Genomic DNA, 22,248 nt, shown 5'->3' with positions numbered 1-22,248 from the left:
GGGTCAGTGGTAGGGCTTGTGCGGGATCGCGGCGTCGTTGGTCTGCTGCTCGAAGTCGACCCAGATCGCGCCGTCCTCGATCTTGCAGGCGTAGGTCGGGATCGGGTCGACGGCGGGGACGCCCGTCGGGACGCCGGTGTGCAGGTCGAAGCGCGAGTTGTGGGCCGGGCAGATGAGGGAGTCGTCCTCCTGGAGGTAGCCCTCGTTGAGCGGCTGCTGCTGGTGGGTGCAGGTGTTGTGCACCGCGACGGCTTCGTCCTCGTAGAGCCGGACGACGCAGATCGGCTCGCCGCCCATGTGGCAGAGCATCATGTCGCCCTCCTCGAGCTGGTCGAGGTCGGCAACGGCTTCCCAGGCCATGGTGGTGGTTCCTCTCGGTGAGCTAACCGGACGATCGGCGCGACCGGGGTGCCGGCGCGGAGCCGCGGACCTCGATCCAGCCGTTGCGCACGCGCGCGGGCAGGACGGGCTGGGGGTGGTGCGCGGGTCCGCGGACGATGCGGCCGTCGCGCAGGTCGAACACCGAGTAGTGCAACGGGCAGGCGATCGTGCAGCCCTCGACCTCGCCGCGGTGCAGGAGGGCGCCGGCGTGGCTGCAGACGTCGTCGATGGCGTGCACCTCGCCGTCGCGCCGGAAGAGCAGCACGTTGCGGCCCTCGACCTCGACCCCGGTGACCGCGCCGTCGCCCAGGTCCTCGTCGGCGACCGCCTTCACCCAGCGCTGCGGGCCGGTGTTCGTCGCGACGCGGTTGACCATCACCGCGCGGCCCTGCACGAGGTGCCCGCCGATGTAGGCGGCGGCGACGGTGACCGTGAGGCTCGCGGCGCCGAGCGCGCGCCCGGTGCGCCGGTGCCCGGAGAGCCGGGCGGCCAGCGAGACGCCCTGCAGGACGGTGCCGGCCCCGTTGAGGAGGCCGTGGAACAGCCCGACGCGGCGGTCCTCGTTGTCGCTCACGCTCCAGTCGGCCACGCCGGTGGCGGCCGTGGCGGCGGCCGCGGCGATCCCGGCGGCGGACAGCGTCGACGACGGATCGAGGCGGCCGCCGTCGGCCGGGGTGTCCTGGCCGGCCATGTCGAGCAGCAGGGTGGCAGACCAGAACCCGATGGGGAGGTCGGACAGCGCGGGGTGCAGCGAGTGCCCGAGCCAGCGGCCCCCGTGCATCAGCTCGACGACGGGGTTGGCGCGGAAACGGTCGTAGAGCGGGTCGACGGCGGCGCTGGCCTGCTCGTTGAGGCGCGACAGCCACGGCCACCGGGTGATCTCCGCGACCGCGCGCTGGTGCCACGCCGTCGCTCCGGAGTCCGCCATCCGCCGCCCCCTGCGCTCGATCACCGGTCCGTCCGTCGGTCCCGCGTGAAGGAGCCTGGCACCTCGTTGTGATCTCCGCCATAACCTCGGTGGACGAGGACTGTCCCAGATCGGCACACTCGTGGCGGTGGCGCGGTCGTCCTCGGGGGAGTCCGTCCTCGAGCGCGTCGTGCGCGTCCTCGAGGCGTTCACGCCGTCCGACCGCGCGCTGACGGTGGGGGAGCTGGCCCGGCGGGCGGGGCTGCCGGCGGCGACGGCGTCGCGGATGGTCGCGGACATGGTGGAGCACGGGCTGCTCGCCCGGGACGCCGATCGACGGGTGCGGGTCGGCACTCGGCTCTGGGAGCTCGCCTCCCGCGCGTCGCCGACGCTGTCGCTGCGCGAGCTCGCGATGCCGGTGCTCGAGGAGCTCCACGCCCTGGTCGGCCACCACGCCCAGCTCGGGGTGCTCGACGGCGAGCAGGTGCTCTTCGTCGAGCGCCTCTCGGCGGAGCGGGCCGTCGTCAACTACACGCGGATCGCCGCGCGGCTGCCCCTGCACGCCTCGTCGTCGGGCCTGGTCCTGCTGGCCCACGCCCCCGCTGACCTGCAGGAGCACGTCCTCGCGGGCCCGCTGGCGCGGTTCACCCCGCACACGCCCACCGACCCCGGCGAGCTGCGGCGACGCGTGGCGGCCATCCGACGGGACGGCTTCGTGGTGTGCTGCGGCTACCTGCACCCGGAGGCCACGGGCATCGCCGTGCCCGTGCGCGACGAGCACCGGCAGGTCGCCGCCGCGGTCTCGGTGATCGTCCCGAACGACGACCGCGCCCGGGACCACGTCGCGCCGCTCGCGGCGGCCGCCCGGCGCATCGAGCAGCGGCTCGCCGCCCATTGAATGGGATCGCCGTTCCCGCAGCCACGGCGTCCTCGCATCCTCACCGACCATGGATCGCCTCGAGGTGCGGGAGAAGGTGCGCGCGGCCGACGGCGTGGTCGCGCTGACGCTGGCGCGGCCCGACGGCGGGCGCCTGCCCGACTGGGCGCCCGGCGCGCACGTCGACCTGACCCTCGCCGCCGGCCTCACCCGCCAGTACTCGCTCTGCGGCGACCGGTGGGACGCCCACTCCTACCGGGTGGCAGTGCTACGCGAGCCCGACGGCCGCGGTGGCTCCGCCCACGTGCACGACGAGCTGGCCGTCGGCGACGTCGTCGGCTTCGGCGGGCCGCGCAACCACTTCCCGCTGGTGCCCTCGACGCGCTACCTGTTCGTGGCGGGCGGCATCGGGATCACGCCGCTCGTGCCAATGGTCGCCCAGGCCGAGCTCGTGGAGGCGGACTGGACGCTGCTCTACGGCGGGCGCTCGCGGGACACGATGGCGTTCCGCGACGATCTCGCCGGCTACGGCGAGCGCGTCACCGTGCACCCCGAGGACGAGGCCGGACTGCTGCCGCTCGCCGCGACCGTGGCCGGCCTCGACGCCGACACCGTCGTCTACTGCTGCGGCCCGGGGCCCCTGCTCGCCGCGATCGAGGACGCCACGGCGCACCGGCCCCGGCACCTCCTGCGCACCGAGCGCTTCGTGGCCGCCGAGCTCGGCGCGCCGGTGCGTGACGAGCCGTTCGTCCTCGAGCTCGCCCGCACCGGCGCCGTCGTCACCGTCGGCCCGGAGCTCTCGGTGCTCGACGCGGCCCGGCAGGCCGGGGCCACCGCGCTGTCCTCCTGCGAGCAGGGCACGTGCGGCACGTGCGAGACCCCGGTGCTCGCCGGCGTGCCCGACCACCGCGACTCGATCCTCGCCGGCCACGAGCGCGCCGCCGGGGACTGCCTGTTCCCCTGCGTCTCGCGTTCGTGCACCGACCGCCTCGTGCTGGACCTGTGAGGGAATCATCGTGACCGCCGTCGCCACCGTCCCGACGCTCGACGTCGACCCCTTCTCGCCCGAGGTCCTCGAGGACCCGCTGCCGATGCAGGCGGCGCTGCGCGACGCGGGACCGGTCGTGTACCTCCCGCGCTACGACCTCTACGCCGTGGCCCGCTACGCCGAGGTCCGCGCGGCGCTCGTCGACTGGCAGCGGTTCCCGTCGAGCGCCGGGGTCGGGATGTCGAACTTCAAGCACGAGACGCCGTGGCGACCGCCGAGCCTGCTGCTCGAGGCCGACCCGCCGCACCACGACGCCCCCCGCGCGGTGCTCTCGGCGATCCTCGGGCCGCGGGCGCTGCGCCGGCTGACCGACCGGTGGTTCGCCGACGCGGAGGACCTGGTCGCCGGGCTGCTGGACGGTCGGGGCGGTGTCGTCGAGCTCGACGGGATGGCGGCGCTCGCCGAGGCCTTCCCGCTGCGCGTCTTCCCCGACGCGGTCGGCCTGCCCCCGGAGGGCCGCGAGCACCTGCTGCCCTACGGCGACCACGCGTTCAACGCCTTCGGCCCGGCGAACGACCTCGTGGCCAAGGGCGCGCCGCGGGTCGGCGAGCTCTCGGCGTGGGTGGCGGCGCAGTGCGCGCGCGAGGTGCTCACCGACGACGGCTTCGGTGCCGCGATCTGGGCGGCGTCGGATCGCGGTGACATCACCCCCGCGCAGGCGCCGCTCATCGTCCGCTCGCTGCTGACGGCCGGTGTGGACACGACCGTGCACGGTCTCGGCGCCGTGCTGCACGGGCTCGCGACCCACCCGTCGGCGTGGGCGACCCTGCGGGCGCGCCCGGAGCGGGCACGCGTGGCGTTCGACGAGGCCGTGCGCTGGCAGTCGCCGGTGCAGACGTTCTTCCGGACCGCCGAGGGCGACGTGCCGATCGGCGACACGGTGGTCCCTGCCGACCACAAGATCCTGATGTTCCTCGGCGCCGCGAACCGCGACCCCCGCCACTGGGACGACCCCGACCGCTTCGACCTGGACCGCGACCCCTCCGGGCACGTGGGCTACGGGATGGGCCTGCACCAGTGCGTCGGCCAGCACGTCGCGCGTCTCGAGGGCGCGGCGCTGCTGACGGCGCTCGCCCGGCGGGTGGAGCGGATCGAGCCGGCCGCCGCGCCGACGAGGCACCACAACAACACGATGCGCGCCTTCGCCTCGCTACCCCTGCGCCTCACCCTGGCACGCGCGTGACCTCGATCCAGCTCTCTCCGCCGAGGTGCACGGTGTTGCGGCAGAGGTACGGCGGGACGGGCAGGTCGAACTGGACGTAGCCCTGGCCCGGGTCCTTGCGCAGCAGGTCCGTGCGGCTCCCGAGGTCGAGGCGCAGCCGCTCCCCGGGGCGCAGCACGACCGGGAACGGGGTCAGGCTGAAGCGCAGCACCACCGGCTCGCCGGGGACGAGGGGTTCGCGGCGCCCGGAGTCGATCGCGATCTCGGTCGCGGTGGAGCGCTCCTCGTCCTCGGTGCGCGCGACCGGCCGGATCGCGCCCATCGAGAGCTGGTGGAGCGCGCCGTCGGTGTCGACGCGGGTCAGGCGGGCGAGGACGTACGAGTCGATCTCGTTGGCGCTGAACGACAGGCGCACGGTGACCGGCCCGGCGAGGCGGAGCTCGTCGGTGACCGGCAGCTCGAAGGTCAGCAGCTGGTTGGCGATCTCGTCGAGCCCCCCGACCACCGGCACCCCGCGGGGCACCGCGGCCCAGGAGTTCGCGCCCGCCGCGGCGGCCCCCGGCGTCAGCCGGTGGGTCTCGTGGTCCGCGCCCGCCGACTCCAGACCGAGGCGCACGACCTCGCCGTCCGGCGGCGGGAAGTCGCCGGCGGCGGCGAAGTCCCCTTCTCCGTCGACCCAGTACCGCACGGGCGGCTGCTCGGCGTAGCCGTTGTCGAGGCCGTGCAGGACGTGGTCGAAGAACGCCAGCGCCTCGCCCTGCCAGGCGTACACGGGCAGGTCGTATTCGGGCGGCCCCATGATCAGCCACTTCCGGCCGGCCGGGGTGCCCGCGTGCTCGAACAGGTCGTAGGCGCCGAACTGGTGCAGGTTGAGGTAGCCGAGGTTCTGCACGACCGTGAACGGGACCTCGATCTCGCCGAGCACCGGTGACGGGCCCTCCGGGATCGTCGACTGCTCGCGGGTCTTCTCGTCGAACATCCAGTGCGCGTAGATCGCGCGGACGAACTCGTCGGGGGTCGCCGCCATGAACTTCTCGAACATCGTGCCGACGTTGCGGTGGACCAGCTTCTCGAGCAGCGGGTGCAGCGGCCCGTTGGTGAGATGGCTGATCAGCGCGCGGCGGTCCGGGGTGACACGGGCGTCGTCGCGGGCGTCGGTGAAGTTCGCGCCCATCCACAGCGCGAAGAAGAAGCTGCCCGGCACGCCGCCGAACTGCACGAGGTGGCGGAAGTAGTCGGTGCAGATCTCGTTGGCGAAGAACGCCCGGAGCGCCGGCGGCTTGCGGGCGGCCACCTGGAGCTGGGTCAGGCCGTAGTACGAGGTGCCGAAGAGCACGACCTCGCCGTTGCACCAGGGCTGCTCGGCGGCCCAGGCGATGACCTTCTCGTGGTCGTCGACGTCCTGGTCGGCGAGGAACATGACCTGCTCGCCGCCGGAACGCCCCATGCCACGGCGCTCGACGATCACCGGGCAGTACCCGCGGTCGGTGAACACGGGCGGCGACCCGATCTCGTTCGAGCCCGTCGGGATGCCGGCGGTGTGCGTCTCGGTGCTGTAGGCGGCGAACGCGACCACGGCGGGGTACCGGCCGGGCGTCGCGGGCGTGTAGACGTCGGCGTGCAGGCTCGCGCCGCCGCTGACGGGGATGCGCTGGTCGGCGAGGACGCGGTTGCCGAGCCCTTCGGCGGCGAACGCCCGGGGCGTCCACCCCGCGTACTGGCGTCCGGCGGTCGAGCCCTTCAGCGGGATGTGCGGGGTCACGGTGGTGCCTCTCGGGAGTGGTCGGACAGACCGGTCAGCAGCGCCGTCAGCACGGCCTCGGCGCGCGGGCGGAACTCCTCGCCGCCCTGGGCGAGGGCGAGGACGGCGACGCCGGTGGACGTCGTCTGGAGGGCGTCGAGTGCGGTCGGGGTGACCGGGACGCCGAAGGCCGTGAGCAGCGCGGCGCCGAGCGGGGCGATCCCGCGCCCCAGCTCGGCCATGCTCGTGCGGACGGCGTCGTCGAGCTCGGCGCTCTGGGTCAGGGCGAGCAGGACGCGGGTCTGCTCGGGGGCGACGAGGACGTCGAGGAGGGCCGCGAGCTTCGCCTGCGCGTCCCCGGCGTCGGCGATCGGGGCGAGGGCCGCGACGCGCTGCTGCACGGCCTCGCGGGCCACGGCGGCCAGCAGATCGTCGCGGGTCGGGAAGTAGTAGGTCAGGTGGCTCTGGCGCAGCCCGGCGTGGCGGGCCACCCGGGGCTGCGTGAACGACCCGAGCCCGCCCTCCCGGACCACGTCGAGTGCGGCGCGGACGATCTCACCGCGCCGGTCGGGCACGCCCGCACCTCCCTGGTTGGTAGTCCTACCAAAGCACCCAGGGGTCGAACGGTCAACGACGAACGTCAGTCGGCGGGCCGTCCCAGGAGCGGCCGCACCAGCGCGCGGATGGCGGGGGAGGGGGCGAGGCCGAGCTCGGCGCGCAGGAGCGTCCGGAAGGTCTCGTACTGGTGCAGGGCCTCGGCGCTGTTGCCCTCGGCGAGGTGGACCTCGATCACCCGGCGGTGGGCGCTCTCGCGCAACGGCTCCTGCGCCACCGCCTCCAGCCCGGCCCGCAGGGCGTCGGTGTAGAGCCCCTGCTCGCACGCCCGGGCGCACCGGTCCTCGAGGGCGTGCAGGCGCAGCTGGCGGTGGCGCTCCCGCTCGACGAGCACCCACTCGTCGCACCAGCCCGGCAGGAGCTCCCCGGCGGCCATCGGGGCGGCCGCGGTGGCGGGGGAGGGCTCGGGGTCGTCGAGGGCGTAGAGGTCGACGCCGGCGTCGCGGTGCAGGGCCACCGTCGTCGCGTCGGCCTCGACCAGCGCGGCCCGGTGCGGGGCCGGGACCTTCCACAGGGTGGAGCGCAGCCGCGTCAGCGCCTGCCGGTCGGTGACCTCGGGCCACAGGGTGCCGGCGAGCTGGTGGCGGCGGACCGGGCGCCGGGCCAGCGCGAGGAACGCGAGGACCCGCTCCGCGGTCGGCGTGAGCCGGACGTCGTCGTCACCGACCCGGCACGCGAACCGTCCCACCAGGAAGAGCTGCGCCAGGCAGGGCGCAGGCACGTCGGTCGTCATCGCCGCCGTTCCCGCCGGGCGTGGGCCCGGCTGTCGCGTCAGGGGATCGGTCCCGCCGCGGGACCGAGGGCGGCGCGCCTGAGGGGTTCAACCGCGCGGGACCCACCCGCGCGAGCGGGGGGACGGGGCGGGGGTGCCCACCGGGGACGCGATCGAGACACGACGGGGACGGCTGTGGCGACGGCTGGGGGGACGGCGCGGGGACGGGCGTCTCGGAGGCTCCCGGGACCGCAGTGCCGACCCTCGAAGGGAACACCGTGTTCTTCCACGTGCAGCGCCTGATCAACGAGATCGTCCCGGACGAGCCGGACCCGGCGGCCGCGAACGCCCTGCAGGAGGGGCTGGGCGGCCAGTTCGGCGAGATGCGCACGATGATGCAGTACCTGTTCCAGAGCTTCAATTTCCGCGGCGCGACGGCCAAGCCGTTCCGTGACCTGCTCTACGGCGTGGGCACCGAGGAGATCGGCCACGTCGAGCTCATCGCGACGACGATCGCCCGTCTCGTCGACGGCTCGCCCCGCTACCAGGGCAACCCGACCCACCTGGACGAGCCGGGCGAGGGCGGCGCGACGCCGCTGTCGATCGCGCTCGACGGCGGCAACATCCACCACTGGCTCGTCGGTGCGCAGGGTGCGCTGCCCGTCGACGCGCAGGGCGACCCGTGGACGGGCAAGTACGTCTACGACAGCGGCAACCTCCCGCTGAACCTGCTCTACAACCTCATGCTCGAGTCGACCGGCCGCCTGCAGAAGTGCCGGCTCTACGAGATGACGGCCAACAAGACCGCGCGCTCGACGATCGCCTACCTGATCGTCCGCGACCAGGCGCACGAGAACGCGTACGCCAAGGCGCTGGAGAAGCTCGGCGTCGAGTGGAACAAGCTGCTGCCGATCCCGAAGACGAACGCGGAGCGCTTCCCCGAGGTCGCGACGCTGCTCGAGCAGGGTCTGCAGAGCAAGCAGTACACCTTCAACATCGACCAGCTGAACGAGGCCTCGAAGGTCTACAACGGGCCGTCGCCGTCGAAGGACGGCACGGACCTGACCACCGAGCAGGCCCCGGAGGGTGCGCCGATGGAGATCGCCGTCGAGCGTCCCGAGGAGTTCGGCCCCGGCCTCGACAGCGAGCTCATGGAGCTCATCCAGGCCACCGGCGAGATGGAGAACAACACCCCGCCCGGGCAGTACGGCCCCACGGGCTGAGCGACCCCGCCGTCGCCGGGCCGACCTCCCGCCCCCTCGCGGGCCGGTCGGCCCGGCGGCCCGCCCCCCGCCCGACGGAGTGCCCCCGACCGGAGAGCCGATGACCGTCGCCTCACCCCCCGAGACCGCCGCCGGACCGTCGGCGTCACCGCCGCGTGCTCCCGGCCGCGTCCGCCGGCTGCTCCCGCTGCTCGGGCCCGCCGTCGTCGCGGCGACCGCGTACGTCGACCCCGGCAACTTCGCCACCAACACCGTCGCGGGCGCCTCCCACGGCACGCTGCTGCTCTGGGTGATCGTCGCCGCAAACCTCATGGCGGTCCTGGTGCAGTACCTGACCGCCCGGCTCGGCCTCGCGACCGGGCGCAACCTCCCGGAGCTGTGTCGCGAGCACTACCCGCGCCCGGTCAGCAGGCTGCTGTGGGTGCAGGCCGAGGCGGTCGCGATCGCCACCGACCTCGCCGAGGTCGTCGGCGGCGCGATCGCCCTGAACCTCCTGTTCGGGGTGCCGCTGCTCCCCGGCGGCCTCGCCACGGGCCTCGTCGCCTGCGCCCTGCTCGCGGTGCAGCAGCGCAGGCCGCGGCGCTTCGAGCTGCTCGTCGTCGCGCTGTTCCTGGGCATCCTCGTCTGCCTCCTCACGACGCTCGGCCAGACGTCCCCGGACGCGGCCGCCGTCGCGGGCGGGCTCGTGCCCGGCCTCGCCGGCACCGACAGCCTGCTGCTCGCCACCGGCATCCTCGGCGCGACGGTGATGCCGCACGTCATCTACCTGCACTCCGACCTCACCCGCGACGCCCGCCGCCGGGCCGGCGGCACGGCCGCCGCGCTGCGGGGTCAACGCCTCGACCTCGCCCTGGGCATGGGCACGGCCGGCGTGCTGAACGCCGTCATGCTCGTCGTGGCGGCGACGGTGTTCTTCCAGCCCGGGGTGACGGCGCCCGAGGACCTCGAGGGGGTGCACGCCGGGCTCGGCGTGCTGGCCGGGCCGCTCGCGGCCACGGCCTTCGCGGTCGCGCTGCTGCTCTCGGGGCTCGTCTCGTCCGGCGTCGGCACCTACGCCGGCCAGGTCATCATGTCCGGCTTCCTGCGCCGCCGGGTCACGCTGTGGGTGCGCCGCGGCGTCACCCTCGCCCCGGCGCTCCTGCTGCTCGGCCTCGGCGCCGACCCGACCCTGATCCTGCTCGTCTCGCAGGTCGTGCTCTCGTTCGGCATCCCGTTCGCGCTGGTCCCGGTCCTGGACCTCGGGCGGCGGCGCGGGCTGATGGGCGAGCTCGCGGCCCGCCCGGCGGTGACGGCGGTGGCCGGCGTCCTCGCGAGCGTGGTCATCGGCGTCAACGCCTGGCTCGTCGTGTCGGTGCTCGCGTGACCTCTGGCCCGGGGGGCGCGGTCCTCCTGCTCGCGGCGTGGGTCGAGGGGGACGCCCTGCGCGTGCGGCTCACCGCCGCCGACGACCTCGCCGGCCCGACCCACCCCGTCGGCGTGGCCGACGGCGTGGACGACGCGTGCGCGCTCGTGCGGCGGTGGTTGGAGGCGGTCGAGGGTCGGGAGGTCTCCTGAGACCCCCGCCGCGAGCACGGGAGCACCCCTGCGGCACCCTCGGTGAGACCAGGACCACATCGGTGTGCTCCGGTGGCTCCCGCCCAGCCCGCAGGGGGTCGCGACGCCCGGGGGCCGGACCGGCACGCCGGGTGATGCCCGACGGTTGATGGGGCCGCGGGCAGGATGGGTACGGATCCGTCATGACCGGTACGCCGGAGGAGGCGACGATGGACACCGAGACGAGCACGATCGAGGAGACGACCCAGGACATGGCCCAGAGCACGGCCGAGAACCAGGCCACGGACCACCCCGAGGGACTGACCACGGTGCCCGAGCTCGTGGGCCTGCCCGCCGCCGAGGCCCACGACAAGGCGCTGGACGCCGGAGTCCTCGCCGTCGGCCGCAACGCCGTGCACACCGGTGCCGGGCGTGGCCACGTGGAGGACCAGGAGCCGGCGCCGGGCGAGAAGCTCGAGCGCGGCACCGAGGTCGGCATCTGGATCCAGGGCGGTGCCGCCCGCACGCCCACGGGGCCCGACCCCGACGACGGCCCGTACGGCTCCGGCGGCGGGGGCGGCGTGCGCCCCGAGCCCAGCCCGGTCGGCCCGGCCGGTGGCGGCTTCAACGGCTGAGCGCACGAAGGGCTGAGCCCCGGCGGCCCGGCGGCGACGCGGTGTGATCCGCGTCGGCCCGCTGGCGCCGGACCGGAATGCGGTTGACGATTCAACCGTGTACCACGTGTCGCTGCACTACTCCGGGCGCCCGGCGCTCGGGGCCTTCGTGAGTCCCGAGGACCTCGAGAACATCCGCGCCCTCCGGGCCGCGGGGCGTGCCGGTGCGGTCCCGGTGCTCGACGCGCGGGCTCGGCCGATCGTGGTCCGCCCCGAGCGGCTCGTCGTCGACCCGCAGGTGCTCGGCTACGGTGCGGACCCGCTGGGTGACCGCCGGAGGAGTTCCGCCGGGGTGGCCTGAGCCGGTCCCGCCGCCCGGTCGGGGTCGAGGTCGACCCCGGGGGGACCGTGGACGCGGACGAGGTGCTCGCGGGCGTCGCCCCGCTCGTCGCCGAGGGGGCCGTCCCCGGCGCGATCGTCGGCGTCCGGCGCCGCGACGGCGCCGCTGCCTCGATCGACCTGGCCGCCGCCGGCGTCACCTCACCGGGCGGCGACGTCGCGCTGCGGACCGACGCCGTCGTCCGGCTGAGCTCGAACACCAAGCCCCTCATCGCGGCGCTGGCCCTGTGCCTCGCGGCCGACGGCCTGCTCGCGCTCGACGAGCCGGTCGACCGCCTCGTGCCGGAGCTCGCGCACCGGCGGGTGCTGGTGCGGCTGGACGGCGAGGACGTCGTGCCGGCCCACCGCCCGATCACGGTCGAGGACCTGCTGACGATGCGGATGGGCTTCGGCTTCGCCGTCGACGAGGGTCCGTGCCCCGTCCTCGACCGCGCCGTGGCCCTCGGCCTGGGCTTCGGCCCGCCCGACCCGCGCGGACTGCCGGGTCCCGCCGAGTGGCTCGCCCGCTTCGCCGGCCTGCCGCTGCTCGACCAGCCCGGAGCGGCCTGGCGCTACGAGCTCTCGTACGCGGTGCTCGGCGTCCTGCTGGCCCGAGCGGCGGGACGCCCGCTCGGTGAGGTGCTCACCGAGCGGATCCTCGCCCCGCTCGGGATGACCGCGACCGGGTTCGTCGCCGACCCGACGCGGCTCGTCCCCGCTTTCGCCCGCGACGAGGACGACGCCCTCGTGCCGTTCGACGGCGTGACGGACAGCCACTGGCTCGCGCCGCCCGCCTTCCCCGACGGCCGCGGCGGGCTCGCCGGGACGGCCGGGGACCTGCTGCGCTTCGCGGGGATGCTCCTCGACGACGGTGGTGGGCTGCTCGACCCGGCCGCCGTCGCCGCGATGACCACCGACCACCTCACCCCGGCCCAGCGCGTCGCACCCGGCGCCGTGCCGTTCCTCGACGGCGGCGGGTGGGGGCTCGGTGTCGGTGTCGTCGGGACCGCCGCCGGACCCCGCTACGGCTGGGCGGGCGGGCTCGGGACGCTCTGGTACTCGTGGCCCGACCACGACCTCGCGGCGGTGCTGGTGACCCAGGTGTTCCCGCCGACGGCGTCGGTGTTCGCGGCGTTCACCGCGACGGTGGAGCGGGCTCTCGTCCGCTGATCAGGTTGCCAGGGCCGGCAGCGGGTTGCGCCACGGCACCGGGTCGGGGCGGGCGGGGCGCCAGCCCCACGGGCCGGAACCACGCCGGGTCGCGCGGTGCGCGCCGTCGCCGCCGTCGCGCGGCACGGGGGAGGGGCGCCGGGTCCGGGGCCGGACCGCCGGTCGCTCCGGGAGCTCGGGGACGACCGGAGGGAGCTGGGTCACCGGCTCGTGCTGTGGTGCGGGGTCGTGCTGTCGTGCGGGGTCGTGCTGTGTCACGGGGTCGTCCTCCGGGACGGGGGCAGGGACGTGTCGTTCGGGTGCCGGGCTCCACGTCGTTCCGGGACGCGGGAAGGGTGCGTAGGTGGTCCCGACCGCCGGCGGGCCCGGCACGCTGCGCAGGGCGGGCTCGTCGGTGAGGGCGGGCCCGTCCGAGGCCGCCGGGGCCGTGGCCCGGGCCGGCACGGTGCGCTCGACCTCGCGCCACCCGCCGGGGACGACGCCGCGGCCCGAGCGGCTGCGCAGGCGCCGCCGGGTCTCCGCGGCCGACGGCGCCACCATCCCGTCCAGCGCCGCGGCGCCGACGAACACCAGCCCGTTGACGAGCCCGAGCACCAGCAGCCCGAGCCCCATGAGTGACCCGGGGTCGACGACGTCGGCGGGGTCGGGGCGGTCGAGCTGGCCGCCGTAGGGCAGGGCGACCGACGGGACGAGGGCGGTGGCCTCGGTGGCTCCGGTGGCCTCGGTGGCTCCGGTGCCGGCCCCGGGGAGGAGGAGCTCGCCGGCCACGCGCCGCGGATCCGGCTCGGCGACCGCGGACTCCAGGAGCACGAGGAACAGCGCCGCGAGAACACCGGTGAGGAGGACCGACACGACCGCGCGAAGCGTCCGCCGGGCGTGGGCGTACGGCGCGTCGGCTCGCGCGTCGTACGACATCGATCCCCCCGGGTTGCTCGCTGACCGTGGTCTACCCCCTCACCCGTCACACGCGTAACCCCAGACGCCTTCTTTCCCCGATGGTGTGCGGCGTGTCGGCTGGACGCGGCGGGTCAGGGCGCGCCCAGCAGCTCCCGGCACGGGTCGAGGCCCTCGACCGCGAGCGTCCAGCCCGGGCGCTCCCAGTCCGCGGGCGTGAGGCGGGCGCGGAGCAGCAACGCCGGCCGGCCGCGGCGGACGTGGCGTTCGACGCCGTCGGGCGTGTAGCCGAGCCGGTCGGACACCTGGCGCGAGGCGGCGTTGTCCGCGAACGCGCTCGTGCGCGCCGCGCGGGCGCCGAGGTGGTCGAAGGCGAGCGCGACGACGGCGTGACGCATCTCGGTGCCCAGGCCCCGACCCTGCGCCGCCCGCGTCAGCCACGACCCGCTGCGCACCTCGCCCAGGACACCGAAGTCCCGCGCGGCGAGCGTCTGCATCCCGAGCACCCGGCCGCCCTCGCGGACGAGGAAGTTCACCGTCCAGCGCGTCGGGCCGAGCTCCGCCCGGCAACCCCAGGCGTACTGCATCACCCCGCGGGCGAAGCCGGGGTCGTCCGCCCCGTCGGTCCACGGCTCGAGGAACGGCATCTGGTCGGCGGGGTGCACCCCGTCGAGCGCCCGGTCCGCGAGGGCCGCGAGCCCGACGTCGTCGTCGGGACGCAGCTCGAGCCGCGGCGTGCGCAGCACGAGCCCGGCCAGCGGCCAGTGCCGCAGCGGGTCGGCGGGGTCGGGTGCCATCCACGCTCATCCTGGCCCGTCCCGGCGCCCACGGTGGTGCTCCGTGCGCGCGTCTGGCATCAAGGACACCCGTGGGTGACGCGATCTGGCCCGGCGAGGTCGTCCGCGACGCCCTCGGTCTCGTGCTCGGGCCCGACGAGGAGGCCGTGCCGGTGCGCGACGTCGTCGGCCTGGCGCTGCGCCGCAACCCACGACGCGCGCACCTCCCGGTCGCCCGTCTCCTCGGCAAGCACGTCCCCGTGGCCCCCGCCGACGTCCGGGCGGCGGCCGACGCGCTGGCCGACCGGGTGCGCCGCGTGCTCCCGGTGCACGGTGCAGCGCCGGTCGTCGTCGGGTTCGCCGAGAACGCGACGGCGCTCGCGCACCTCGTCGCCGACGCCCTGGACGCCGAGCACGTCGTCCACACCACCCGCCGCGTCGTCGCCGGCGCGGCGGTCCTCGCGGCGTTCGACGAGGCGCACAGCCACGCCCCGCGCCACGTCCTCGTCCCCGACGACCCGGGCGGCTGGACCCCGGACCGTCCCCTCGTCCTCGTCGACGACGAGCTCTCCACCGGGCGGACCGTCGCCGCGACCGTGCGCCGGCTGCACCGCCGCCTGCCGCGGTGCCGCTACGTCGTCGCGACGCTGGCCGACCTGCGGGGTCCCGACGACGACGCGATCCCGCGCCTCGCCCGCGAGCTCGGCGCCCGGGTGGACGTCGTCGCCGTCGCCCGAGCCGGCGTGAGCGCCCCTGCCGACGTCCTCGACCGTGCCGCCCGGGTCCTCGGCGCCGAGCCCGACGCGACGGCGCGGCCGGCGGGCGGTCCGTCCACGACCGCGGTGTCCCTGCCCCTCGACGGGGCCGCGGAGGGCGCGCGGCACGGGCTCGACCGTGCGGGCCGCGCGGCGCTGGACGGGGCGGTGCCGGCGGCGGCCGACGTCCTGGCGCGCGCGCTCGGTCCGCGGCCCGGCCGGGTGCTGGTCCTGGGCTGCGAGGAGCTGCACTACCTGCCGGTCCGCCTGGCCGAGGCCCTCGCCGGGCTCGGGCACGACGTCGAGATCGGGGCGACGAGCCGTTCGCCGCTCCTGGCGTGGGACGTCCCCGGCTACCCCGTGCGGTCGGCCCTCGCGTACGCGGCGCACGATCACGCCCTCGGGCACGCGTCGGAGCGCTACGTCTACGGGGTCGGGGCGGGGCGCTACGACACGGTCGTCGTGGTCGTCGACGCCGCCGCGCGGACCCCGGCCCTGCGTGGCGCCGACGGGCTGCTCCCACGCCTCGCCGCCGTCGCCGGGCGTGTCGTCGAGGCCGTGGTGCCGTGCCGCCCGCCGCGACCTGCCGCCGGCCCCGTCGTGGCCACGCGCCGGGGTCCCGGGTTCGGCACCTTCGCCCGCGACGAGGTGGGCTGGCTGCTCAGCGACCTCGCCGGCCACGCGCTGGAGACCCCGCTCGCGGCGCGGGAGGACGCGATCGCCGCCGGGACCTCCTACGCCGCGACGCTGCCCGTCGAGCGGGAGCCGAGCGCGGGCTACGCGCGGGTGGTGACGCGGGCGCTCGACCGGTCCGCCGGGCCGGTGGCGGCAGCGGTGGGTGTCCTCGCCGACCGGGTGCTCGCCCGGCGCGGCCCGGGCGCCGTGCTGGTGTCGCTCGCGCGCGCCGGCACGCCGGTGGGGGTGCTGGTGCGTCGCTGGGCCGCGCGGGTGCGGGGGGTCGCGCTGCCGCACTACGCGATGAGCGTGGTCCGCGGCCGGGGGCTCGACCGCGCCGCGCTGGATGCCCTCGTCGCCGCCCACGATCCCGCCGCGCTCGTCCTGCTCGACGGGTGGACGGGCGCGGGCGGGATCGTCGACGAGGTGCACGCCGACCTCGCCCGCTACGCCGGCGAGACCGGCACGGTCGTCGACCCGACCGTCGCCGTGCTCGCCGACCCGGCCCACCGCGCCGAGATCTACGGGACCCGCGACGACCTGCTCGTGCCCCAGGCCTGCCTCAACGCGACGGTCTCCGGGCTCGTGTCGCGCACCGTCGCCCGCGCCGATCTCCTCGGCCCGGGCGCCTACGACGGCGCCGCGTTCTACGCCGGGCTCGCGGCCGGCGACCGGACGGCGGCGTTCCTCGACGCGGTCAGCGCCTGCTTCCCGGTCAGTGCTCCCACCGCCGGCGCCCTCCTGGCGGCGACCCCGCCCGATCACCGTGGCGCGCGCTTCCTGGCGGCGCTCCAGGGCGACCGGGCGGGCGATCCTCGCCGGCTGCGGGGTGGGGTCGGCGAGACGCTGCGGGTGCTCCTGCGTCGCGACCCCGCGGCGGTGCTCCTCGCGCCGGACGCCGGGCCGGATCTCGACCCGGTGCGCCGGCTCTGTGCCGAGCGGGGTGTGCCGACCCGGCCGCTCCCGGGCCACGCGGGCGGGATCGCGTCGCCGTACCGCTGCGTCGGCGTGCTCCGGGCGCGATGACGGTCCTCGCCGCGACCGATCTCGACCGGACGCTCGTGCACTCGGCGCGAGCAGCCGGGACCGTCGTCCCCGGCACGGTCGTCTGCCTGGAGCGCCGTGGAGACGTGCCCACCGCGATGCTCTCCCGCCGCACCGCCGAGGACCTGGCGGCCCTCGACCGGCGGGCGCTGTGGGTGCCGGCGACCACCCGATCGGTGACGCAGTACCGGCGCCTCGCCCTGGGACGCCTCGGCGCGCGCCCGCGGTACGCGGTGTGCGCGAACGGTGGGGTGCTGCTGGTGGACGGCGTCGCCGATCCGGGGTGGGAGGCGGAGGTCCGCCGGCGCGCGGCGTCGGCGGCGCCGATCGGCGAGGTCGCGCGGCGGCTCGGGGCGTCGCGGCAGGTCGACGGCTGTTTCCTGGTCGCGCGCACCACCGACGCCCGGCTCGACGGGCTCGCGCCGTGGTGCGCGGGGCGTGGCTGGCGGGTGGACGTCGACCGGGACAAGGTCCACGTCCTGCCGGTGTCGCTGACGAAGGGCGCGGCGGTCGCCGAGGTCCGCCGCCGCACGGGGGCGGCGCACCTCCTGGCCGCCGGCGACTCCCCGCTCGACGCCGACCTGCTCGCCGCCGCCGACGCGGGGATCCAGCCGGTCGACGGTCGGCTGTACGCGTCGGGCTGGCGTGCCGACCACATCGCGGTGACCAGCGGCCGTGGCGTCGCGGCGGGGGAGGAGATCGCCGCCTGGCTGCTGGCTCAGGCCAGATGAGTCCGGGGACGCTCCCGGCGCACGCCGTCGACGATCACGTCGAGGCGCTCGTCGTAGAACGCCACGAGCCCGGCGATGCGGGCGACCGCGGCCGCGGGGTGGTCGTAGGACCAGGCGAGGTCGTCGTACCGGCCCGTGGGGGTGCGCACCGACCAGTACCGGCTGGTCACGCCCTTGTACGGGCACGCCGTCACGGTCGGTGAGAGCTCGAGCCGGGAGACGTCGACGGCCGTGGGGTCGAGGTAGGCCCGGGTCGGCAGGCCGGTCTCGAAGAGCAGCACCGGGGCGTCGGACTCGGCGAGCACGATCCCGTCGAGCTCGACCCGCACGCGGCGCCGCGAGCGGAGGGCGTCGACCCGGACGTACGGGCTGCGGGGGTGGACGTGGACCTCCTCGTCCTCCTCGAACCAGGCGTCGAACGCGGTCCAGGTCAGGGCGAGGTGCCCGTCGTCGAGGACGCGGTGGTCGGGGTCGGCGGCGAGGGCGTCGGGGTGGACGTCGTCGGCAGGGAGGATCCAGCGCGGGTACCAGGGGTGCTCCCACAGGTACCGCGCCGTGGTGGAGTCGACGACGACCCGGCCGCCCAGCCGGGCCCGCACCCGGCGCGGGCAGGGCTCGACGTGGCCGACGGGGACGGCGGGGCCCGGGACGCCGCTCATCGGCGCACCGCCGCGGACATCAGGTGCCGACCAGGGCGACGAGGTCGTCGGCGGCGACCGCGACGGGCGGGAGGGCCAGCATCGCGCGCTGCGCCCGCCGCACCTCGGCCCGGACGTCCCCGTCGGCGAGGACCGCGGCGCAGGTCGCGGTGACGTCGCCGGGTCCGCTCCGGCGTCCCAGCCCGAGCTCGCCGACGCGGTCGGCGTTGGCCTCCTGGTCGCCGAACTGCGGCAGCACGACCATCGGCGTGCCGGTGCGGACGGCCTCCCGGATGCTGTTGTAGCCGCCGTGGGTGACGAGCAGGTCCGCGCACGACAGCAGCAGCGGCTGCGGCACCCAGTCCAGGACGTGCACGTGCTCCGGTGCCGGGGCGCCGTCGGCGACGGGCAGGCCGCCGGTGGCGACCACCGCCTCGCAGTCGAGGTCGGCGAGCCCGTCGACGAGGGCGCGCAGGGTCCCGGACGGGTCGACCGGCGGGCCATCCCCCGGTGGTCCGCCCTCCCGGCCGGCCATCATCGGCAGCGCCGTCCCGATCGTCGCGAGCACCAGCGGACGCCCGGCGGGCAGCTCGCCGATCCACGCCGGCAGGACGTCCCCGCGCGCCACCTCGTCGTCCTGGCGGTACGACCACGCCGGCGCGACGCCCTCCGCCGCGAACGACCAGCCCGGCGGGAGGCAGTCGAGGCGCCCGTGACGGTGCAGGTCGGCGCCGGTCACCGGTCCGACACCCAGTTCCGCGCTCCGGGCTCGCAGCGCGTCGTCGACGAGGGCGGGGCCCATCCGCTGGCCACCGCCGGACGGGGCCGCGACGTGCGGGATCCCGCGCTCCTCGGCGAGGAGCAGCCCGGCCAGCTCGGTGCCGTCGCGCAGGACGAGCTCGGGGGCGAGCCGGTCGGCCACGGGTCGCAGCGCCCGCACGGCGTCGGCGACGTGGGGGCCGGCGAACAGCAGCGGCATGATCACGTCCATGTCCGGCGGGCCCGCCAGCTCGGCCAGCGCGGGGCGCAGCGTCGCGACGGCCGCGGCCATCGGGGGCATGGCGGGGGCGACCTCGAAGCCCGTGAAGACGTCACCGAGCTCCTCGGGGCACGCGACCACGACCTCGTGGCCCGCGGCGGCGAGCGCGCGGGCGAACGGCAGAACGGCCCGCGCGTGCGAGGGCGATCCGGTGACGGTGGCGAGGATTCGGCGGGGTGCGGCCACGATCATGGACGCTAGGCGCGCCCCGGCGGCTCCGCAGGGCAGGGCACGTTGAGCGCGACGAGCGCCGCGGGCCCGTGCGGCGCCGGGCGGACGACGGTGCGCGCGGCGCCCTCGAGGCGGGGGAAGACCGCCCGGTAGTGGTCGAGCGGCAGTCCCAGCAGGTGGCAGAGCAGCAGCCGGAGCAGGGTCTGGTGCGCGACGACGAGGACCCGCCCGTCGGGACGGGCGGCCACCTCGGCCGCGAGCACGGGCAGGGCCCGCTCGACCGCGTCGCTCCCGGTCTCGCCACCCGGCAACGGGCTGCTGGACGGTTTCGCGAGGAAGGCGGCGAGCGCCTCCGGGAAGAGCGTCTCCATCTCCTCGCGGGTGTGGCCGTCGCCCTCGCCGAAGTCGACCTCGACGAGCCGGGGGTCCGTGCGCAGCGTCAGCCCGGCGGCGTGGGCGGCGGGCAGGGCGGTGTCCCGCGCACGACGCAACGGCGAGGTGATCACCGCGTCGAGCCCGGCGCCGGCGGCCCAGCGGGCCAGCCCCTCGGCCTGCCGGTGCCCGCCGGGGGCGAGCTCGACGTCGGTGCGTCCGGCGTAGCGGTTCTCGGCGTGCCAGCGCGTCTCGCCGTGGCGCGCCAGGACCAGGTCGGTCACGCCGCACATCCTCCCGCCCGGGTGCCGCTCACCACGGGACCTCCCGCCCGTCGCGGGTGAACGTGCCGGTCGGGCCGTCGGGCGGGAGATCGACGGCCCACAGGATGCTGTCGACGCCCTCGTCGAGCGGGCGTCCGCCGGCGCCGCCCATGTCGGTGGCGACCCAGCCCGGACACACGGCGTTGACGAGCACGCCACGACGGCGCAGGTCGGTGGACAGCTTCACGGTCAGCATGTCCAGGGCCGCCTTGCTCACGGCGTAGGCCGGGGTGCCGCCGGCGCCGCCCGTCTCGCCGAACGAGCCGGAGCCGCTGGAGACCATGACCACGCGGGCGCCGCTGCGGAGCTGGTCGCCGAGGGCGACGGTGGTGCGCCAGGCGCCGAGGGTGTTCACCGACAGCGCCTCCTCGGCGACCGCGAGGTCGGCGCCGATCGCGGTCTGCCACGTGTCGTAGTGGACCGCGGCGTTGTTGACGAGGATGCCCAGGCCGTCGTGGTGCTCCCGCACCCAGGCGGCGAGGTCGTCGACCGACTCCTGCCTCGACACGTCGAGCTCACGGACGACGACGTCGCCGTCGATGTGCGCGGCGGCGCGAGCGCCCTTCTCGGCGTCGCGGGCGCCGAGCACCACGGGATGTCCGCGTTCGGCGAGGCGACGCACCACGCCGAGGCCGAGGCCCCGATTGGCGCCGGTGACGACGGCGAGCTCGCGCTGGGTCGGTGCGGTCACCGCCGCATGCTGGCGTGGCGTCCCCCACCCGGGCAACGGTGATCGATTGTCCACGGCCGATCGTGGGAAGCTGAGCCCCGTGAGCGCGCCGGGGCGGGAACCCGGCCCGGGGGAGGCCCGGGCCTCGGCCGGCCTCGACGAGGAGGCCGACCGCTGGCTCGTGGGCAGGGTCCGCGACGGCGATCGCGGCGCCTACGAGGAGCTGGTGCGCCGGCACCGCGACCGCATCTACCGGATCGCGCTGCGGATGCTCGGCAACCCCGCCGACGCGGACGACGTCGCCCAGGAGGTCGTCATCCAGCTGTGGACGGCCCTGACGGGCTTCGGCGGCACGTCGGCGTTCACCACGTGGCTCTACCGGGTCGTCGTCAACCGCTGCCTGAACCACCGTCGGGGACAGCGCACCCACGACGAGCTCGCCGACGCCGACCACCCGGGGGTGCCGGGGCCGGAGCGCCGGGTGCTCGCGGGCGAGGAGCTGCAGGCCGGGCTGCGCGCGATCAGCGGGCTGCCCGAGGACCAGCGGGTGTCGCTGGTGCTGGTGCAGCTCGAGGGCCTGTCGTACCGCGAGGCGGCGACCGTCACGAAGACCAGCGAGGCGACGGTGCGCGGGCGGCTCGCGCGGGCACGCGCCACCCTGATGTCCGAGATGAAGGACTGGACATGACCTCCACCGATGCGCGGCTCCCCTGCGGGCGCGAACCCGACGCGCTCGTCGCGCAGGTCGCCGACGGTGCGGGCGATCATCGCGACGCCCATCAGCGCGACTGCCCGTACTGCCAGGCCGCGCTCGCCGAGTTCGACCGGCTGTGGGCCCCGGTCCGGGCGGTCGCCGACCACCGCCCGCGGGCGCCCGAGGGGCTGCTCGACGAGGCGATGCGCCGGATCCGTGGCGTGGCCTCCGACCCCGACTTCGGCAGCATCTCCGACGTCCGCGGCCGCACGCGGATCAGCGCCCAGGCGGTGGAGTCGCTCGCGCGGCACCTCGCGTCGCGCGTGCCGGGCGTGCGGGTGGCGCTGAGCCGGCTCGTCGCCGCGGGCGGGGGAGCGGAGACGAGCCTCATCGGGGGACCCGAGGTCACGGCCGGCGTGGCGGGCTCGTCGACGGTCGTCTCGATCACCCTGGCCGCGGACCTGGGGGAGGACCTCATCGCGCTCGGGGACCGCATCCGGGCGGTCGTCGCCGACGGCATCCGCGCGTCCACGGGGCTCGAGCCGGTGGCGGTGCTCGTCCACGTCGACGACGTGCTGTTGTAGGAGGCGTGACGCAGCCCGACCTGCCCCTCTGGGAGATCGTCCAGACCTACCACCCCGTCGCGCGGGGCTTCCACGCGCTGTTCGCGGAGGCCGGGCTCACGCCGAACCAGTTCGGGGTGCTCGCGGTGCTGCGCGACGAGGAGGGCACCGGGCGGGGGTCGACGCAGGCCGAGCTGGCCCGGCAGGTCCTCCTGCGGCCGCAGAGCATGGGGGAGCTGATCTCCGCCCTGGTCACCCGGGGCCTCGTCGAGCGCGAGGGGCCTGGCGGGCGGGGCCGCGCCACCGGGCTGCGGCTCACCGCGGCGGGGCGGGCCTCGCTGGCGGAGGCGGAACCGCGCGTGGAGGCGTTCAACGCCCCGGAGGCGCTGGGGCTGACGGCCGAGGAGTCGGCGACGTTGTCGGCGCTGTTGCGACGTGTGCGGGACGCGCTCGACGGGGCGGTCGCCGGGCGCCCGTGATCGCCGCCGGTGGTGTCAGAACGGTGGTGGCCCGGTGTCGACGGTGGGGGTCGGGGGGTTGGT

Annotated in this window: 25 protein-coding genes; 14 read left to right on the top strand and 11 right to left on the bottom strand. The window is 76.1% G+C overall.

Going from position 1 to position 22,248, the window contains the following annotated elements; all coding sequences use genetic code 11:
- Positions 1-3: 3 nt before the first annotated feature.
- Both WCD41_RS30715 and WCD41_RS30710 read right to left on the bottom strand, forming a co-directional pair.
- Complete coding sequence (locus WCD41_RS30715; RefSeq protein ID WP_133825202.1) at positions 4-360, bottom strand: Rieske (2Fe-2S) protein; 357 nt, start codon at positions 358-360, stop codon at positions 4-6.
- A 22-nt stretch (positions 361-382) separates the two neighbouring features.
- A complete protein-coding gene (locus WCD41_RS30710; protein WP_337719066.1) occupies positions 383-1,333 on the bottom strand; it encodes a Rieske (2Fe-2S) protein in 951 nt (316 codons plus the stop codon).
- Positions 1,334-1,436: 103 nt separating this feature from the next.
- Here WCD41_RS30710 and WCD41_RS30705 point away from each other — a divergent pair, with 103 nt between their 5' ends.
- From WCD41_RS30705 to WCD41_RS30695, 3 genes are read left to right on the top strand one after another with little or no spacing between them, the layout of a single operon-like run.
- The gene (locus WCD41_RS30705) at positions 1,437-2,186 is read left to right on the top strand and encodes an IclR family transcriptional regulator (RefSeq protein ID WP_337719065.1); all 750 of its coding nucleotides are present in this window, start codon (positions 1,437-1,439) and stop codon (positions 2,184-2,186) included.
- 49 nt (positions 2,187-2,235) lie between these two features.
- Positions 2,236-3,171 carry a PDR/VanB family oxidoreductase gene (locus WCD41_RS30700; protein ID WP_337719064.1) on the top strand — a complete coding sequence of 312 codons (936 nt, stop codon included), beginning with the start codon at positions 2,236-2,238 and terminating at the stop codon, positions 3,169-3,171.
- A gap of 10 nt (positions 3,172-3,181) precedes the next feature.
- Positions 3,182-4,396 carry a cytochrome P450 gene (locus tag WCD41_RS30695; protein ID WP_337719063.1) on the top strand — a complete coding sequence of 405 codons (1,215 nt, stop codon included), beginning with the start codon at positions 3,182-3,184 and terminating at the stop codon, positions 4,394-4,396.
- Here WCD41_RS30695 and WCD41_RS30690 read toward each other — a convergent pair.
- The 3 genes from WCD41_RS30690 to WCD41_RS30680 all read right to left on the bottom strand — a co-directional run bounded on the left by WCD41_RS30690 (position 4,377) and on the right by WCD41_RS30680 (position 7,464).
- On the bottom strand, positions 4,377-6,137 hold the full coding sequence (locus WCD41_RS30690) for a CocE/NonD family hydrolase (RefSeq protein ID WP_337719062.1): 1,761 nt from the start codon (positions 6,135-6,137) through the stop codon (positions 4,377-4,379). The two genes, WCD41_RS30695 and WCD41_RS30690, sit on opposite strands and share 20 nt — an antisense overlap.
- Positions 6,134-6,691, bottom strand: coding sequence for a TetR/AcrR family transcriptional regulator (locus WCD41_RS30685; RefSeq protein ID WP_337719061.1), 558 nt, complete (start codon positions 6,689-6,691; stop codon positions 6,134-6,136). Before WCD41_RS30685 ends, WCD41_RS30690 begins: the two co-directional genes overlap by 4 nt.
- A 65-nt stretch (positions 6,692-6,756) precedes the next feature.
- Positions 6,757-7,464 (bottom strand): AfsR/SARP family transcriptional regulator, encoded by a 708-nt coding sequence (locus WCD41_RS30680; RefSeq protein WP_337719060.1) that lies wholly within the window; start codon positions 7,462-7,464, stop codon positions 6,757-6,759.
- A gap of 233 nt (positions 7,465-7,697) precedes the next feature.
- Here WCD41_RS30680 and WCD41_RS30675 point away from each other — a divergent pair, with 233 nt between their 5' ends.
- The 6 genes from WCD41_RS30675 to WCD41_RS30650 all read left to right on the top strand — a co-directional run bounded on the left by WCD41_RS30675 (position 7,698) and on the right by WCD41_RS30650 (position 12,361).
- A complete protein-coding gene (locus tag WCD41_RS30675) occupies positions 7,698-8,666 on the top strand; it encodes a manganese catalase family protein (RefSeq protein ID WP_337719059.1) in 969 nt (322 codons plus the stop codon).
- Positions 8,667-8,766: 100 nt separating this feature from the next.
- Positions 8,767-10,029: an Nramp family divalent metal transporter gene (locus tag WCD41_RS30670; protein ID WP_337719058.1), complete on the top strand. Its 1,263-nt coding sequence runs from the start codon at positions 8,767-8,769 to the stop codon at positions 10,027-10,029.
- Complete coding sequence (locus WCD41_RS30665; protein ID WP_337719057.1) at positions 10,026-10,220, top strand: hypothetical protein; 195 nt, start codon at positions 10,026-10,028, stop codon at positions 10,218-10,220. The genes WCD41_RS30670 and WCD41_RS30665 overlap by 4 nt, the downstream gene beginning before the upstream one ends.
- A 182-nt stretch (positions 10,221-10,402) precedes the next feature.
- Positions 10,403-10,834, top strand: a complete 432-nt coding sequence (locus WCD41_RS30660) for a PASTA domain-containing protein (RefSeq protein ID WP_337719055.1) — start codon at positions 10,403-10,405, stop codon at positions 10,832-10,834.
- 97 nt (positions 10,835-10,931) lie between these two features.
- The gene (locus tag WCD41_RS30655) at positions 10,932-11,174 is read left to right on the top strand and encodes a hypothetical protein (RefSeq protein WP_337719054.1); all 243 of its coding nucleotides are present in this window, start codon (positions 10,932-10,934) and stop codon (positions 11,172-11,174) included.
- Between the two features lie 47 nt (positions 11,175-11,221).
- Positions 11,222-12,361 (top strand): serine hydrolase domain-containing protein, encoded by a 1,140-nt coding sequence (locus WCD41_RS30650; RefSeq protein WP_337719053.1) that lies wholly within the window; start codon positions 11,222-11,224, stop codon positions 12,359-12,361.
- On the opposite strand, the gene WCD41_RS30645 is transcribed toward WCD41_RS30650, so the two are convergent.
- Positions 12,362-13,213, bottom strand: a complete 852-nt coding sequence (locus WCD41_RS30645) for a hypothetical protein (RefSeq protein WP_337719052.1) — start codon at positions 13,211-13,213, stop codon at positions 12,362-12,364. It lies immediately after the preceding gene.
- Positions 13,214-13,389: 176 nt separating this feature from the next.
- Complete coding sequence (locus WCD41_RS30640; protein ID WP_337719051.1) at positions 13,390-14,052, bottom strand: GNAT family N-acetyltransferase; 663 nt, start codon at positions 14,050-14,052, stop codon at positions 13,390-13,392.
- Positions 14,053-14,123: 71 nt separating this feature from the next.
- Between WCD41_RS30640 and WCD41_RS30635 the strand changes: the two genes are divergently transcribed.
- A complete protein-coding gene (locus WCD41_RS30635) occupies positions 14,124-16,487 on the top strand; it encodes a phosphoribosyltransferase domain-containing protein (protein ID WP_337719050.1) in 2,364 nt (787 codons plus the stop codon).
- Positions 16,484-17,236 (top strand): HAD family hydrolase, encoded by a 753-nt coding sequence (locus WCD41_RS30630; RefSeq protein ID WP_337719049.1) that lies wholly within the window; start codon positions 16,484-16,486, stop codon positions 17,234-17,236. Before WCD41_RS30635 ends, WCD41_RS30630 begins: the two co-directional genes overlap by 4 nt.
- Here the strand turns inward: WCD41_RS30630 and WCD41_RS30625 are convergent.
- Genes WCD41_RS30625 through WCD41_RS30610 form a run of 4 tightly spaced genes read right to left on the bottom strand, consistent with a single transcriptional unit; the run spans position 17,224 to position 20,470 of the window.
- Complete coding sequence (locus WCD41_RS30625; RefSeq protein ID WP_337719048.1) at positions 17,224-17,895, bottom strand: DUF427 domain-containing protein; 672 nt, start codon at positions 17,893-17,895, stop codon at positions 17,224-17,226. The genes WCD41_RS30630 and WCD41_RS30625 overlap by 13 nt on opposite strands.
- A gap of 19 nt (positions 17,896-17,914) precedes the next feature.
- Positions 17,915-19,099: a glycosyltransferase gene (locus tag WCD41_RS30620; RefSeq protein ID WP_337719047.1), complete on the bottom strand. Its 1,185-nt coding sequence runs from the start codon at positions 19,097-19,099 to the stop codon at positions 17,915-17,917.
- A gap of 11 nt (positions 19,100-19,110) precedes the next feature.
- On the bottom strand, positions 19,111-19,740 hold the full coding sequence (locus WCD41_RS30615; protein WP_337719046.1) for a histidine phosphatase family protein: 630 nt from the start codon (positions 19,738-19,740) through the stop codon (positions 19,111-19,113).
- Positions 19,741-19,768: 28 nt separating this feature from the next.
- Positions 19,769-20,470: an SDR family NAD(P)-dependent oxidoreductase gene (locus WCD41_RS30610; RefSeq protein ID WP_337719045.1), complete on the bottom strand. Its 702-nt coding sequence runs from the start codon at positions 20,468-20,470 to the stop codon at positions 19,769-19,771.
- Between the two features lie 79 nt (positions 20,471-20,549).
- On the opposite strand from WCD41_RS30610, the gene WCD41_RS30605 reads away from it, so the two are divergent.
- The 3 genes from WCD41_RS30605 to WCD41_RS30595 are packed head-to-tail and all read left to right on the top strand — an operon-like array spanning position 20,550 to position 22,185.
- A complete protein-coding gene (locus tag WCD41_RS30605) occupies positions 20,550-21,137 on the top strand; it encodes an RNA polymerase sigma factor (RefSeq protein ID WP_337719044.1) in 588 nt (195 codons plus the stop codon).
- Positions 21,134-21,727, top strand: a complete 594-nt coding sequence (locus WCD41_RS30600; protein WP_337719043.1) for a hypothetical protein — start codon at positions 21,134-21,136, stop codon at positions 21,725-21,727. Before WCD41_RS30605 ends, WCD41_RS30600 begins: the two co-directional genes overlap by 4 nt.
- A gap of 5 nt (positions 21,728-21,732) precedes the next feature.
- Positions 21,733-22,185 (top strand): MarR family winged helix-turn-helix transcriptional regulator, encoded by a 453-nt coding sequence (locus tag WCD41_RS30595; protein ID WP_337719042.1) that lies wholly within the window; start codon positions 21,733-21,735, stop codon positions 22,183-22,185.
- Positions 22,186-22,248: the final 63 nt, after the last annotated feature.

Origin of the sequence: Actinomycetospora aeridis (assembly GCF_037400275.1) — a bacterium.
Lineage (GTDB): Bacteria > Actinomycetota > Actinomycetes > Mycobacteriales > Pseudonocardiaceae > Actinomycetospora > Actinomycetospora aeridis.
This window is presented reverse-complemented; position numbering and strand designations above follow the sequence as displayed.